Annotated in this window: 15 protein-coding genes; 7 read left to right on the top strand and 8 right to left on the bottom strand. The window is 46.3% G+C overall.

Annotation, left to right across the window (positions count from 1 at the left end):
- Nucleotides 1–121: 121 nt before the first annotated feature.
- The 4 genes from SK32_RS14890 to SK32_RS24910 all read left to right on the top strand — a co-directional run bounded on the left by SK32_RS14890 (nt 122) and on the right by SK32_RS24910 (nt 2,881).
- Nucleotides 122–715: a non-oxidative hydroxyarylic acid decarboxylases subunit B gene (locus SK32_RS14890; RefSeq protein WP_048213053.1), complete on the top strand. Its 594-nt coding sequence runs from the start codon at nt 122–124 to the stop codon at nt 713–715.
- Complete coding sequence (locus SK32_RS14885; RefSeq protein WP_048213052.1) at nt 715–2,142, top strand: non-oxidative hydroxyarylic acid decarboxylases subunit C; 1,428 nt, start codon at nt 715–717, stop codon at nt 2,140–2,142. The genes SK32_RS14890 and SK32_RS14885 overlap by 1 nt, the downstream gene beginning before the upstream one ends.
- 10 nt (nt 2,143–2,152) lie before the next feature.
- Complete coding sequence (locus tag SK32_RS14880) at nt 2,153–2,389, top strand: non-oxidative hydroxyarylic acid decarboxylases subunit D (protein WP_048213051.1); 237 nt, start codon at nt 2,153–2,155, stop codon at nt 2,387–2,389.
- A gap of 339 nt (nt 2,390–2,728) precedes the next feature.
- On the top strand, nt 2,729–2,881 hold the full coding sequence (locus SK32_RS24910; protein WP_003034202.1) for a Hok/Gef family protein: 153 nt from the start codon (nt 2,729–2,731) through the stop codon (nt 2,879–2,881).
- A 109-nt stretch (nt 2,882–2,990) separates the two neighbouring features.
- Here SK32_RS24910 and mutS read toward each other — a convergent pair whose 3' ends face one another.
- On the bottom strand, nt 2,991–5,558 hold the full coding sequence (gene mutS / locus SK32_RS14870) for a DNA mismatch repair protein MutS (protein WP_156182773.1): 2,568 nt from the start codon (nt 5,556–5,558) through the stop codon (nt 2,991–2,993).
- A 159-nt stretch (nt 5,559–5,717) separates the two neighbouring features.
- On the opposite strand from mutS, the gene SK32_RS14865 reads away from it, so the two are divergent.
- Both SK32_RS14865 and SK32_RS14860 read left to right on the top strand, forming a co-directional pair.
- A complete protein-coding gene (locus SK32_RS14865) occupies nt 5,718–7,172 on the top strand; it encodes a tyrosine-type recombinase/integrase (protein WP_001530776.1) in 1,455 nt (484 codons plus the stop codon).
- A gap of 11 nt (nt 7,173–7,183) precedes the next feature.
- A complete protein-coding gene (locus SK32_RS14860) occupies nt 7,184–7,759 on the top strand; it encodes a hypothetical protein (RefSeq protein ID WP_004114867.1) in 576 nt (191 codons plus the stop codon).
- An 89-nt stretch (nt 7,760–7,848) separates the two neighbouring features.
- On the opposite strand, the gene SK32_RS14855 is transcribed toward SK32_RS14860, so the two are convergent.
- Entirely contained in the window at nt 7,849–8,415 is a 567-nt protein-coding gene (locus tag SK32_RS14855) for a helix-turn-helix domain-containing protein (RefSeq protein ID WP_016239675.1), read from the bottom strand.
- 983 nt (nt 8,416–9,398) lie between these two features.
- On the opposite strand from SK32_RS14855, the gene SK32_RS14850 reads away from it, so the two are divergent.
- Nucleotides 9,399–9,824, top strand: coding sequence for a hypothetical protein (locus SK32_RS14850; RefSeq protein WP_004114857.1), 426 nt, complete (start codon nt 9,399–9,401; stop codon nt 9,822–9,824).
- Between the two features lie 145 nt (nt 9,825–9,969).
- Here the strand turns inward: SK32_RS14850 and SK32_RS14845 are convergent, their stop codons facing one another.
- From SK32_RS14845 to SK32_RS14820, 6 genes are all read right to left on the bottom strand, one after another.
- Nucleotides 9,970–10,290 carry a hypothetical protein gene (locus SK32_RS14845; RefSeq protein WP_016239768.1) on the bottom strand — a complete coding sequence of 107 codons (321 nt, stop codon included), beginning with the start codon at nt 10,288–10,290 and terminating at the stop codon, nt 9,970–9,972.
- Between the two features lie 26 nt (nt 10,291–10,316).
- The gene (locus SK32_RS14840) at nt 10,317–10,703 is read right to left on the bottom strand and encodes a hypothetical protein (protein ID WP_023294354.1); all 387 of its coding nucleotides are present in this window, start codon (nt 10,701–10,703) and stop codon (nt 10,317–10,319) included.
- Between the two features lie 49 nt (nt 10,704–10,752).
- On the bottom strand, nt 10,753–11,025 hold the full coding sequence (locus SK32_RS14835; protein ID WP_032186627.1) for a hypothetical protein: 273 nt from the start codon (nt 11,023–11,025) through the stop codon (nt 10,753–10,755).
- Nucleotides 11,026–11,214: 189 nt separating this feature from the next.
- Entirely contained in the window at nt 11,215–12,438 is a 1,224-nt protein-coding gene (locus tag SK32_RS14830; RefSeq protein WP_048213049.1) for a relaxase/mobilization nuclease domain-containing protein, read from the bottom strand.
- Nucleotides 12,435–12,839, bottom strand: a complete 405-nt coding sequence (locus tag SK32_RS14825) for a hypothetical protein (RefSeq protein WP_048213048.1) — start codon at nt 12,837–12,839, stop codon at nt 12,435–12,437. The genes SK32_RS14830 and SK32_RS14825 overlap by 4 nt, the downstream gene beginning before the upstream one ends.
- A gap of 177 nt (nt 12,840–13,016) precedes the next feature.
- Nucleotides 13,017–13,961: an ankyrin repeat domain-containing protein gene (locus tag SK32_RS14820; RefSeq protein ID WP_048213047.1), complete on the bottom strand. Its 945-nt coding sequence runs from the start codon at nt 13,959–13,961 to the stop codon at nt 13,017–13,019.
- Nucleotide 13,962: the final 1 nt, after the last annotated feature.

Below are 13,962 nucleotides of genomic sequence, written 5' to 3'. Positions count from 1 at the left end.
GTAACGCGTGATTTTTTAACAAGCGCGACTTTAGCTATCTGTGCCAGGTGTCCTTGCCCGGAGTCGGTTGTGGGAGTATGTTAAGTAAAATGTTCGTACACGAACAATATTGAGGGGTTGAATGAGACTCATCGTAGGAATGACCGGGGCAACAGGAGCGCCGCTTGGTGTGGCGCTGCTACAGGCGCTGCGACAAATGCCGGATGTGGAAACTCATCTGGTGTTATCGAAGTGGGCGAAAACGACGATTGAGCTGGAAACGCCGTACCGCGTTCACGATGTGTCTGCGCTGGCGGACTACTGCCACCATCCGGCGGACCAGGCGGCGAGTATTTCCTCCGGGTCGTTTCGGACCGACGGCATGGTTGTTATCCCCTGTAGCATGAAAACGCTGGCCGGTATTCGGGCTGGGTATGCGGACGGGCTGGTGGGGCGTGCTGCTGATGTGGTGCTAAAAGAAGGGCGCAAGCTGGTGCTGGTTCCGCGTGAAATGCCGCTGAGCACCATTCATCTGGAAAATATGCTCGCACTTTCCCGTATGGGCGTCGCAATGGTTCCGCCGATGCCCGCGTTTTATAACCATCCGCAAACGGTCGATGACATTACGCAGCACATTGTCGCTCGCGTTCTCGATCAGTTTGGTCTGGAACACCCAAACGCCCGTCGCTGGCAGGGATTACGGCAGGCGCAGAATTTTTCACAGGAGAATGAGTAATGGCATTTGATGATTTGCGCAGTTTTTTGCAAGCGCTGGACGACCAGGGACAATTGCTGAAAATCAGTGAAGAAGTGAACGCTGAACCGGATTTAGCGGCTGCTGCCAATGCCACCGGGCGTATTGGTGACAGCGCGCCTGCGCTGTGGTTTGACAACATTCGTGGATTTACCGATGCCCGTGTGGCGATGAACACTATCGGCTCCTGGCAGAACCACGCAATCTCGTTGGGTTTGCCACCGAATACGCCGGTGAAAAAACAGATCGATGAATTTATTCGCCGCTGGGATAAATTTCCGGTTGCACCAGAACGTCGCGCCAATCCGGCGTGGGCGGAAAACAGCGTCGACGGCGACGATATTAACCTGTTTGATATTCTGCCGTTGTTTCGTCTGAACGATGGTGACGGTGGTTTCTACCTTGATAAAGCCTGCGTGGTTTCGCGCGATCCGCTGGATGTCGACAATTTCGGTAAGCAGAACGTCGGTATTTACCGTATGGAAGTAAAAGGCAAGCGTAAGCTGGGCCTGCAACCGGTGCCGATGCACGATATCGCGCTGCACCTGCATAAGGCGGAAGAGCGCGGCGAGGATCTGCCAATTGCCATCACCCTTGGCAACGATCCGATCATCACTCTGATGGGGGCGACGCCGCTGAAGTACGATCAGTCTGAATACGAAATGGCGGGGGCACTGCGTGAAAGCCCGTACCCGATCGCCACCGCACCGCTCACTGGTTTTGACGTACCGTGGGGCTCTGAGGTGATCCTTGAAGGGGTCATCGAAAGCCGCAAACGTGAAATAGAAGGGCCATTTGGCGAATTTACCGGTCACTACTCTGGCGGGCGCAACATGACCGTGGTGCGCATTGATAAAGTGTCTTACCGTACGAAGCCGATTTTTGAATCACTCTATCTCGGCATGCCGTGGACGGAGATCGATTACCTGATGGGCCCGGCGACTTGTGTGCCGTTGTACCAGCAACTGAAAGCAGAATTCCCTGAAGTGCAGGCGGTTAACGCCATGTATACCCACGGTTTGCTGGCGATTATCTCCACCAAAAAACGCTACGGCGGCTTTGCCCGTGCGGTGGGGCTGCGGGCGATGACGACGCCGCATGGTCTGGGCTATGTGAAGATGGTGATTATGGTTGATGAGGATGTTGATCCGTTCAACTTACCGCAGGTGATGTGGGCGCTGTCGTCGAAGGTTAACCCGGCGGGCGATCTGGTGCAGTTGCCGAATATGTCGGTACTGGAACTGGACCCAGGCTCCAGCCCGGCAGGTATTACTGACAAGCTGATTATTGATGCCACTACCCCGGTTGCCCCGGATAACCGTGGCCATTACAGCCAGCCGGTATGTGATTTACCGGAAACGAAAGCCTGGGCTGAAAAGCTGACCGCCATGCTGGCCAACCGTAAATAAGGAGATGCAGATGATTTGTCCACGTTGTGCTGATGAACACATAGAATTGATGGCGGTCTCGCCGGTAAAAGGTGTCTGGACGGTTTATCAGTGTCAGCATTGTCTGTACACCTGGCGCGATACCGAACCGCTACGGCGTACCAGCCGTGAGCACTACCCGCAGGCGTTTCGCATGACGCAGAAGGATATTGATGACGCACCGATGGTGCCGAGTATTCCACCGCTGCTGGCAGAAGATAAGCGCTAATCAACACGCCGGATGCGGCTTCGCCTTACCCGACCTACATATAGCGGTATTTTGTAGGCCCGATAAGCATAGCGCCATCGGGAAGGACACACCAATATTAAGCCTCGGAATATCCGGGGCTTGTTATTTTGCGAGCAGGCTCGTAGCAAATGGCTTAATTTGTTCGAAGAGATGACTTCTGCAATAGAATAGCTGCGGGTGCTTGAGGCTTTCTGGGCTTTGAGCATTTGTAAGGTCCCGGAAAGACAAAAGCCCCAGGAGATAGTTCTATCAACCTGAGGCTAGCGTTCAAACCTAGACCATTTGGATGTTAGTCTCTTCTTTGCAGGGAGGCAAGACATGCTGACAAAATATGCCCTTGTGGCAATTGTAGTGCTGTGTTTCACGGCGCTGGGATTCACGTTAATGGTGCGAGATTCGTTGTGCGAGTTAAGTATTAAAGAACGTGGTATGGAGTTTAAAGCTGTTCTCGCTTACGAACCGAAGAAGTAGCAACAACGCGGGGGAAACCCCGCGTCTTGATGGCTTGGTTTCGGCCTCTCGCACCCATTCTCGCGTTGCCGTAGGCCCGATAAGCAAAGCGCCATCGGGCACTTTCATACTACACCAGACTCTTCAACCGGTAGATCCACTCCAGCGCCTGGCGCGGTGTTAGCGAATCCGGGTCGAGGTTTTCCAGCGCTTCAACGGCGGGCGAGGTTTCTTCAGGCACTGAAAGCAGCGACATCTGTGTACCATCGACCTGGGTCGCGGCAACGTTTGGCGCAATGCTTTCCAGCTCGCGCAGTTTTTGCCGTGCGCGTTTGATAACCTCTTTCGGAACGCCAGCCAGTGCCGCGACCGCCAGACCATAGCTCTTACTCGCCGCGCCATCCTGTACGCTGTGCATAAAGGCGATGGTATCGCCATGCTCTAACGCATCCAGATGTACGTTCGCTACGCCTTCCATTTTTTCCGGTAACTGAGTCAGTTCGAAGTAGTGGGTAGCAAACAGCGTGAGTGCTTTGATTTTATTCGCCAGATTTTCAGCACAAGCCCAGGCCAGAGATAAACCGTCATAGGTTGAGGTCCCGCGCCCAATCTCATCCATCAGCACCAGGCTGTTCTCAGTGGCGTTATGCAGAATATTGGCCGTTTCGGTCATTTCTACCATGAAGGTTGAACGACCGGATGCGAGGTCATCCGCTGCGCCCACACGGGTAAAGATACGGTCGATTGGACCTATTTCTACCTTTTGTGCCGGCACATAGCTACCGATGTAGGCCAGCAACGCAATCAGCGCGGTCTGGCGCATATAGGTGCTTTTACCGCCCATATTTGGCCCGGTGATAATCAGCATCCGCCGCTGCGGGGAAAGGTTAAGTGGGTTGGCGATAAACGGCTCACTCAGCACCTGTTCCACCACCGGATGGCGACCCTCTGCAATACGGATACCGGGCTTATCGCTGAATGTCGGGCAGGTGTAGTTCAGGGTATAAGCGCGTTCGGCCAGGTTGACCAGCACGTCAAGCTCTGCCAGTGCGCTGGCGCTCTGCTGTAAATCAGCCAGATGCGGCAACAGCATGTCGAACAGCTCGTCATACAGCTGTTTTTCCAGTGCCAGCGCTTTGCCTTTTGAGGTCAGAACTTTGTCTTCGTACTCTTTCAGCTCAGGAATAATGTAGCGCTCGGCATTTTTCAGCGTCTGACGGCGTACGTAGTTAATCGGTGCCAGATGACTCTGTCCACGACTGATCTGAATGTAGTAACCGTGGACGGCGTTAAATCCAACTTTCAATGTGTCCAGGCCGGTGCGCTCGCGCTCGCGGATCTCCAGTCTGTCCAGATAATCGGTTGCGCCATCAGCCAGCGCTCGCCATTCGTCCAGCTCTTCGTTATAGCCCGGTGCGATAACGCCACCGTCGCGTACCAGCACGGGCGGGGCATCAACCACGGCACGCTCCAGCAGTTCACGCAGTTCCGTGAACTCGCCCATTTTCTCGCGCAGCATCTGTACGGGAGCGCTGTTTACGTTTTCCAGTTGAGCGCGCAGTTCCGGTAATTGCTGGAAGGCGTGACGCATCCGCGCCAGATCGCGTGGGCGCGCGGTACGCAGTGCCAGACGTGCCAGAATACGTTCCAGATCGCCCACCTGACGTAGTACGGGTTGCAATTCGCTGGTGGAATCCTGCAGCGCGCCGATGGTCTGCTGGCGCTCGATCAGTATCTGCGTATCGCGGACTGGCATATGCAGCCAGCGTTTGAGCATACGGCTACCCATTGGCGTCACGGTGCAATCGAGCACCGATGCCAGCGTGTTTTCTACGCCACCGGCCAGGTTCTGGGTAATTTCCAGATTGCGGCGCGTGGCGGCATCCATAATGATGCTGTCCTGCTGGCGTTCCATGGTGATGGAGCGAATATGTGGCAGTGAGGTGCGCTGGGTATCTTTTACATATTGCAGCAGGCAGCCGGCAGCGCATAATCCACGCGGCGCGTTTTCCACACCAAAGCCGATCAGATCCCGTGTGCCAAACTGCAGGTTTAACTGCTGGCGGGCGGTATCAATTTCAAACTCCCACAGCGGACGACGACGCAGGCCGCGACGGCCTTCGATCAGCGACGTTTCTGCGAAATCCTCGGCATACAGCAATTCGGCAGGATTGGTGCGCTGTAGTTCCGCAGCCATCGTCTCACGGTCTGCGGGTTCACTGACGCGAAAACGCCCGGAGCTGATGTCCAGTGTGGCGTAGCCAAAGCCTTTACTGTCCTGCCAGACGGCGGCCAGCAGGTTGTCCTGACGTTCCTGTAAAAGTGCTTCATCGCTGATGGTGCCCGGTGTGACGATGCGTACCACTTTGCGTTCAACCGGCCCTTTGCTGGTTGCTGGATCGCCAATCTGCTCGCAAATAGCGACAGATTCCCCCTGATTGACCAGCTTAGCGAGGTAGTTTTCCACCGCATGGTGGGGAATGCCCGCCATCGGGATTGGCTCGCCTGCCGATGCGCCACGTTTGGTCAGCGAGATATCGAGCAACTGCGACGCACGTTTCGCGTCGTCATAAAACAGTTCGTAAAAGTCGCCCATGCGGTAAAACAGCAGGATCTCCGGGTGCTGAGCCTTCAGCTTGAGATACTGCTGCATCATGGGGGTATGGCTAGAGAAGTCCTTATCAATGTCTTCATTCATATTGATTTTACTCATTTTTTAATTCTTTCAAGTGCTCATATGGCCCCAGGTAAAACCCCTTTAAACCCACATAAACCCATAAATTTGTAGCTCACTTGTAGCCCAAAGCGTGATAGATTGGTTGTACTCCTTCTTTGGGTTACAAATGGTGGTGATACTTTGAAAACAACTCTCAATCAGGCTTTTATTATCAACAAGTTAAGTATTAATGTTAAGCCTGAGCTCAGTAGCTCTGGAAAAGTCGTTTTCGAAGCCAACCCTGACCAAAAACCTTACATAGTTTTTGACGATCATCGAGATTCACCCGTTGGCTTCGGTGTGAAGGTCAGTTTGACGAAAAAAACCTATGTAATCCAGCGAAGAGTAGCCTCTTCAGATCGTAATGTCAGTGAGGGTAAGAAGCCAAGCTCTGTCTTGAAAGTAAAGGTTGGGAATGTGTCCGATTTTCCGAGTATCGATCAAGCCCGTGAGGCAGCTCGGCAGTTGGTTCAGACAATGATTGCAACAAAGAGAAATCCCAACAAGATTAAAAGGGAACTCGATCTGGCTGAATTGACCGTGAGTGAAGCTTTTGCCCAATACAGGAGTCACTTACTTGGCAGAACCAAACCTGCTAAACCAAACACTCTCAATGTGTTAGACAAAGCTGAGAATCGGTTGAAAGAATGGCAAAACCTTCGAATCAAGGATCTTACTGGTAATGAAATCCTTCGAAAGTTTGACGAGATTGCTTCAAGAGCCAGAACAGCAGCAGAACAGACTTTTAGGTGGGCCAATGTTGCTGTAAAACACGCAATCGAGATTGAAGCTGGGAATGCTCAGACCCAGCAACGACAACCTTCGTTGTCCTATAATCCTTTTTCAATTTTAAAGGTACAGAAGAAGTTCAGAACACGATCTGAGCTGGAAGATAGCTATCGTGCCAAGGGCGTACGAAATCCATTGTCCCCCAAAGATACTTTGGGACGGTTTCTAGCTGCATTACACAATAAGAGAGGTTTTAATCGTTTGGGTTGTGATTATCTGTTGCTGACCATTTTGACAGGAGCCAGGAAAGAAGAGACAGCAACACTGTGCTGGCGAGAGGCCCTGACAGAAGAGGAAGTCAGAACGACAAGCTATGTCGATCTCGAAAACCGGGTTATTCGCTTTTACGACACGAAAAATCGTAACGACCATGAGCTTCCAATCTGTGATGCTACAAAGCGAATTCTGGAAGACCGACGAGATATCGTCAACGATACCGAAATACGGGCAGATAAACGCAAATGGGTTTTTCCGGCTCGTTCATCACGAAGCAAGGTTGGACATTATTCTGACAGTAAAAGCTTGCGCGAGTATATCTGTCAGGAAGCTGGAATAATGAAGCTGGGAATGCACGATCTGCGAAGAACTTTTGGCCGTGTTGCAGAAGAACTAACTTCGTATGCAGTGGTGAAAAGATTGCTTAACCACCGTAATACCACGGACCCTACTGAAAGATATGCTGAGCCTGATAACGAGCGAGTTTTTGAGGCACTTCAACGGATTGAGCTTCATATGCTGATGACAGTACCTGAGTTGTATAATACACTTTTGGCTTCGGCGAAATATCAACCATTGCCAACAAATTAGGGGGACAGGGAATGAGTGCAATCGATACTTTAAGAGAATATGCTGAAGTATGGCGGCTATTTGGTAGTATGCCAGATGATGCAACCCTGAGTGCTGAAGTTTCGGCCCTTTACCTTGGTGTAAGTGTCAAAACATTGGCTCGTTATCGCCAGACTGGTAATGGCCCTGCTTATATCCAATACCAAGCTGAAGATAGCAAAGCAAGAAATCAACGCGTAAATTATCTGTTGGGTGATTTAAAAACCTGGCGGGATAATCATAAAGTGAACAGCACAATGGAAGCAGCACAGGTCCGTGGGTTGGCTTTTGCTTCTTTGGCTGATTTTACCAAGCCAGAGCCTTTCTGGACTATTGATAATAAAATTTATTCTCATGCCCTTACTGTATCTGACGAAGTATTCAAGGAGCTATTAAATACCTCTCGCGCAGAAGTTATTTGGATCTCTCTTGAGAAAGTGTTGTTTGAGAACTGGCATGCTTCGAGAGAGCGCCAGAAATGGAATGACGTTTTTGTTAGTGTACTAAGTGGGATGGTTAAATCATGTGAAATTGAACAAGAACGTCATATACTTAATGATATTTTATGATTAATTTCATTCCCAATATAAAATTGAATTTATGTTGGGAAATAGTCATTTGCGGAAGTATAAATTGTTCAACAGCATTATTTATTATTTTAATCAAATGGAATGCCGTCTGTAGGATATCTTCTTTTGGGGTTTTTAACCGGCTTTGTTTTACTCCCTGCACGATAAAAGTTAAACGAATTGGCAAAGTCTTCTGTCTCCAGTCTGGACTTTCTAAATTTATCCATCAGATCTTCATTGAAACGACGAGGGATTCCTTTAACACACAAGTTTGAATTAAGGTATACTTGGTTATCTATGGCGTCACGAATAAGTATTTTTCTCTCAAATAACTCTTTGAATGCGCGTGAGACATTTGATTTATTCAGCCCAAGATCTTTGGCTATACGTGACTGTGAAAAATCAGGGATAATATTTCCATAATCAATTACTGAGAAGAGATAAAGCACAATTCTAAACGCTGTGGGCGTCAAATCCATCCTGGCGAGTGTGGCCATATTGCCTTTGAATATCATTGAGAAATCGTCTCTGAATGACGTTTTTTTATAGCTATTTGCTTTAATCTTTATTTCTTCCAGATCTTCGGGCATAACCTCTAATGCTTCTGCAATAATGGACTTTTGTTCTTTAGTTAATACAACGCTTGTGATTGACATGATGGCTCCTTTTTTATTGTTGTGATTACATATATGGCACATTTAATTTATTTGTCAACTTGATTGGTAGCATTATTTAATTGTATTTACTTTTGAGATTTTACGGTTGTTATTTAGTGTGAGATGGTTGGTTATCAAATTTAAAACAAGGGGTGCTAAATTTCACCATCACCTGTTATGTAATTAATGATTTTTGGTTCTGAAATTAATAACGGCAGGGTTTGTTTAATTATTTGATTTTATTGGTTAATTTTCAATTGTGTTCTGCAAGATAAAAGAGTGATAAAGAAATAAGAAACCACAGTTTTGCATTAGAACGATACTCAAGGCCTTGGTGTACCTGATGAAAACACTTTTATTATTGTTTTTCTTACATAATATCATTTCTTAAGTGAAGCCTGCGCAACTGTGTGTTGCGCCATTGGGCTTCAGAACATTACTACAGTATTTTCTGTAAGTATAAATACGCTTCGCGCACGAGTTCATAGACCTGAGGTTAACTGTCATTACAAATACGCTTCGCGCAAAAAATCAGGAGGCTGAGTTGATCGGGAAAGCGAACACAGATACATGATTTGCCCATTTGCTGAGTACGGCTCACGCCGGGACCCTTCGGAAAAACCCTTTCTGCTTCAGCGAGTGAGTGCTGTGGGCACTCAGCGGCGCTGCCAGGGAAACAAAATTATGGTTTTCACCGGTTTGGTAAAAATAATTAACATTTATCGGTAGTCGGGGCGTAAGCCAGTGCGTAGCACGCTCTCAAAAAAATTCCTGTGGTTTTTTTATCTGAAATATGGAAATGACTCAGATAATTGAAATATGAAATAGTAATGCAATCTGGAGGACTCAATATCTCCACAGTGAAAGCTGTTTTAAGTGAGAATAGAATAAATATTGTTTTATAAAAATATTTTTAAATTACTATTGATTTTATTTTTGAAGATGATAGTACTTAATTATAAAAACAAAAAATGGAGAAAATTATGAGTGCTATTGATGTTTTATCTCAGGAGGAAAAGTTTATACATGTTGTTGATAAATTTATAACCCATCATCACAACAGCGTTAATAACAATGTCTTTTACAAAAAACTTTATGTTCTCTTCGCCGGGTATCATCTGAAGTATTTTTATTCACGGGCGCAGTATCGCAATTCATGTTATCACGTTGATAATATTATGCAGATGTTTACAGGAGTCGTTTCAACCCTGAACACAACTCTGCTCAGGAAGCTTGCAAACAGCAATACATTGCTGCATTGCCTGAATTCACTTGTGAATTATATTTCAGGCAATCTGGACGAAGCAGAGCATATTTATGCTGATTTGCTGGCTCAGTATGAAAAGAAACGCATTGCAGGCTCTCTGGCTTATACTCCGCCAGGCTCAGTGATCAGGAAAAGACTTTGATAGCGGCAGCAGCGTGTACAAGGAATGGGATGCTGAATGGTGGAGAGAAATGGAGCTGGCGTTTCCGGCAGGTCATAATCGAGTATTAAAAAGGCAGGAGCCACCCAGTTGGCGTCCCGCCTGTCGTGATGGCTTTAAGGTGGGTTTACTTATCAACGACCTGCCAGCCATCATCCGTTTTGACCAGCGTGACAGCCGCTGTGCGTTTTTCGTTATCGACAACAGCTGTTACATTGCATTTATAGCTTTTATCCGATACTTTCACGCAGTCATGCTTTTTGACAGATTTTAATTCCCGCAGTGCGTCTTTCGGGACATCTTTACCTGCTATGGATTTAACGATGGCATTCGTCTGCTCCACGACCTTATTCATCGCAGTGTAAATATCCTGCTCAGACGGTTCACCGGTACAGCCACTCAGCAAAAAAATGGACGCAATGAGTGTGGTAAATGCATATGTTTTCATAAAATAATCCCAGACTGTAGAGTACGTTATTGAATAAGACCGGTTTTCATCTTGCTGTTGTTTTCAGAGAACGTCCAATTGCTGACCGTTTCGCCTTTAAATTCGATTTCCAGCGTTTTGGCCTGCGTCTGTGAACCCCCTGTCAGCAGTCCAATCACGGGAATGAATGTGGTGGCATCAAACTGATTGTTGTCCATCGAGTAAGTCCATTCTTCATTGCCACTATCAAGTGTAGTTTTGGTTTCGGGCTGACCGAATGCGGTAATGATTTCTGATTTCGTTGTTTTATTTTTGATGATTTTCGACAGCAGACTTTGTGATGTTTCTTTTTTTAGATGCTGGTTGCCTGATGTTGAACAGCCAGAAATAAGTAAAGAAGAAATAAAAAACACAGAAATCATGAATCTGTTCATAAGTTCTCTCATATTAATTTTTTATGTTTGCGGTGGTATGAAATTAATATCACCGTATAAAAACAACTCTGTCTGCATATTTCTGTTTAATAATGCAGATAAGAATAATGACGCTGGCAAAAAACGTAATGACTGAGACAGGAGTGCTGCCAGTCAATGAAAATACTAACCAGGCGAGAGCTAATGCCACGAATTGAAAAAGGAATGCCACACTGAGCGGACTTTCACCATAGGCCACTTTTGCATGGCAGCCTTTGCAAATCCGCACGCCGTGCGGGCTTTGTGTAAAGCAGAAGGGGCAGCTAATCGTTTTATTATCCATCATGACTCCATGGCCTGATTTAAGGTGATGTATTTTTGAACATTTTCGATGAATGACCCGCTTTAGTAAAATTGCTTGTACCGATCGATGATTGCTTTGCGATAGATTTTAGCTATTGTAATCAAATTATCGATCTATATAAACGATCAATAATTTATTGACTATCATTACATTATAAACTAGGGATTCTTATGGTGTGAGGTGCTGGTTATTACTAACTGATTGTTCCTGAAGGGAATGACCGGCTGTGAAAGGAATGGGTTCTAATAGGTGCAGATGAAGAATCTTGCGGAAATGATGTATTGTGGCATGCAGCAGTGACAGTCCCTTGCGCCTTAGAAGTACAACAATTTGGCTGAGTAGTAAAAGCCACGCCTTCAGGCGACGCTGGCGGGGTATCTGACGGGTTGTATTGTGCAGCTTGCTCCTGAGCTGAATGACACCCACTGTTTCCTGTTGTCTTTCCAGACGAATTTTTTCTTCAAGCTGAAGGATTTTCTCCAGAATCGTTTCCCGGTTTGCAGCCTGTTCTTCAGGCTCGCATGATGGCACTGGCACTGGCACTGGCACTGGCACTGGCACTGGCACTGGCACAGTCTGCTGTTGCTCTTTTTTCAGTAAAGCCAGGTGCTCTGGTGTAAAATCAATCTGTGTTTGCAGAGAAGACCAGCCATACTTTTTTCCAAGCTGAGACGCTTTAAAGGCAATGCCCTGGTACTGAAATAAAAAGCCGTTCATTTTTCCCGTTGAGGCGATATTAGGTTTACAGTTCACGCCTTCCTTTTCCAGCATAGTGATAAAAGTCAGCAAATCAGGGCGGCCGGTTAACGCATTATCAATCAGGCTCTGCAGAGTGGACCTGGGGCAGGGAGTTGTCGTTCTTTCAGCCATCATCAGCTCGTTGCGGGAAGGCTTTCTTTTCTCCTGACTATGACTACTGATTGCAGATGTGGTTTGAGTGAGTTTGTGGACTTTCTCCAGCTCGCTGATAATCCGGGTACTGATAAGATTTTCATTTTTCCCAAGGTACAGCTTCCCACCGACCATGTTAATTCTGTTAGCTATTATATGGATATGCTGCCCGTCCGAATCATCGTGCATGATATAGCAGCGAAGATGGGTTTCAGTGAATCCCATCCGGGTCATATAATCGTCAGCGAATGCCGCCCATTGTCTGACTGACAGTGTTTCTCCCTTTGGCAGGCGAAGCGAATTATGCCAGACAGGTTTGGCGACACCGGGGCGCAGTAGTCTTGTGCCTTCAAATTCACTGATAAGTTCAGCAGCAGTGCTTCCCGTCATGTTGCCACCGATAATATAAGGCGTGATTTTGTGGTGAGATCCTGACTTAAGGCTATAGAGAACCACACCTGCAAACTGTTTACCCCGCTTTATTTTCTGCATGCCTTTCACTGGTCTTGCTCCAGAAAGGTTGATGGAATAAGGTGATCCCTGAGAGTTTTGATTTGTCTGCGCAGGGCGAAGAGTTCTGTACGGGTCAGTTCGCTGTCAGGGCTTTTGCTGTCGAGATGATTCAGCAGGCGGTTTAAATCCTGTGAAAGGTTGCCGAGTTTAACCCATGCTTCACGATTGATTTCAGGTAATACCGGTGGGAGTTTGTTGAGGGATGCCATTCTTAGCCATTCCCCTTTTTTATAAGGGCCTCTTTTACTATCGAGAATAGATAATTCTTCTTCGTTTAACTGAACGCTGACGCAGTGAGTTCGAACTTCATTAGGTGAATATTTTGCTGTATGGAATTTACCTCTTCTTGAGCTTCTTGATAGATCTTCTTTACTTTCATTTTTATGCATATCTAACCTTTTTTAAAATGTGTTCATGATCTACAGTTAGCGCATTGGTAAAATAAGTCAAGGCAGTGTCGAAATTTATAAATAAGATAGGTGGAGCAGATTGCTAATTAGGTAATCTGCTCTGGGTAAAAATAGGGTTCATATTAAATTCATTATGACAGTGAGGAGGGGCGGAGGTTACAATCTACGTTTTACTGGCATTAAAGAGATTGTTTGTTTCATAATTTCGCTAAGTTTCTTTTTCTCATGTTCTGCTATATATTTACAAATCTCATCATGTCGAATATGCTGTTCCAGTTTTTTTTTATCCATTTTGATGTCATTGCGGATAAACCATTTAATGGTTTCAATGTCCCCGCGTAAATCATAACCTCGCAGTACAATATGGCGAAAATGTGTGTTGCTGATATCTGTCTTCTTCTTTAGTTCACTGAAGAAAGAGCTCATTTCATTTTCATTGGCACTTAGATAAACCTGGCAGTTATCAGAGATAGTAAAGTTAAGGTTTTTCTTCTGAAGCAAATCCATTATCTGCAGACTTTCGCTGTTGAGGTAGTTGAAAATTACTGGACTGCTATCCTTCATACTAATATGACGAATGAGCATTTTGGCTTTGAAATCGCCTAATGAATAGCAAATTTCAAAAATACCGTGACCCTGGTTATCTCTGTGGTTTATATCGCAACCGGCCTGTACCATCAAATCAAAGATAGAGTGATTTTTTACGTAAAAAAGTATTGTTCTTCCGCATTTATCCACATTGTTGACATTAATTCCAGCATTGATCAGGGTTTTGCAACAGGATATATTATCAGCTAACGAGCATAAACAGGTTTGGCCGAGACCATTTTTATGGTGTATATCTACGCCGGAATCAATCAATTTTTTCAGTATGTGAGGATTTCGCTGGTTAAACAAAACATTGTGACCATAGTTGTCAGCATGGTTAAAATCTATTCCTGCTTTAACCAGAGTGTCAATCATTCTTGGGTTTTTACAGTAAAACAGTATATTTCTTCCAAACGAATCCAGTGTATTAATATCGGAGCCTGCATTAATGCAAGCCTGAATGTCTTTTGGAGTTTTACAAGAGAGTAATGTATTTATTGCGTTGTTATTCATA

This window comes from Citrobacter sp. MGH100 (assembly GCF_001034465.1).
GTDB lineage: Bacteria > Pseudomonadota > Gammaproteobacteria > Enterobacterales > Enterobacteriaceae > Citrobacter > Citrobacter youngae.
The sequence above is the reverse complement of the archived record's forward strand: the minus strand, read 5'-3'. Positions and strand labels throughout refer to the sequence as shown.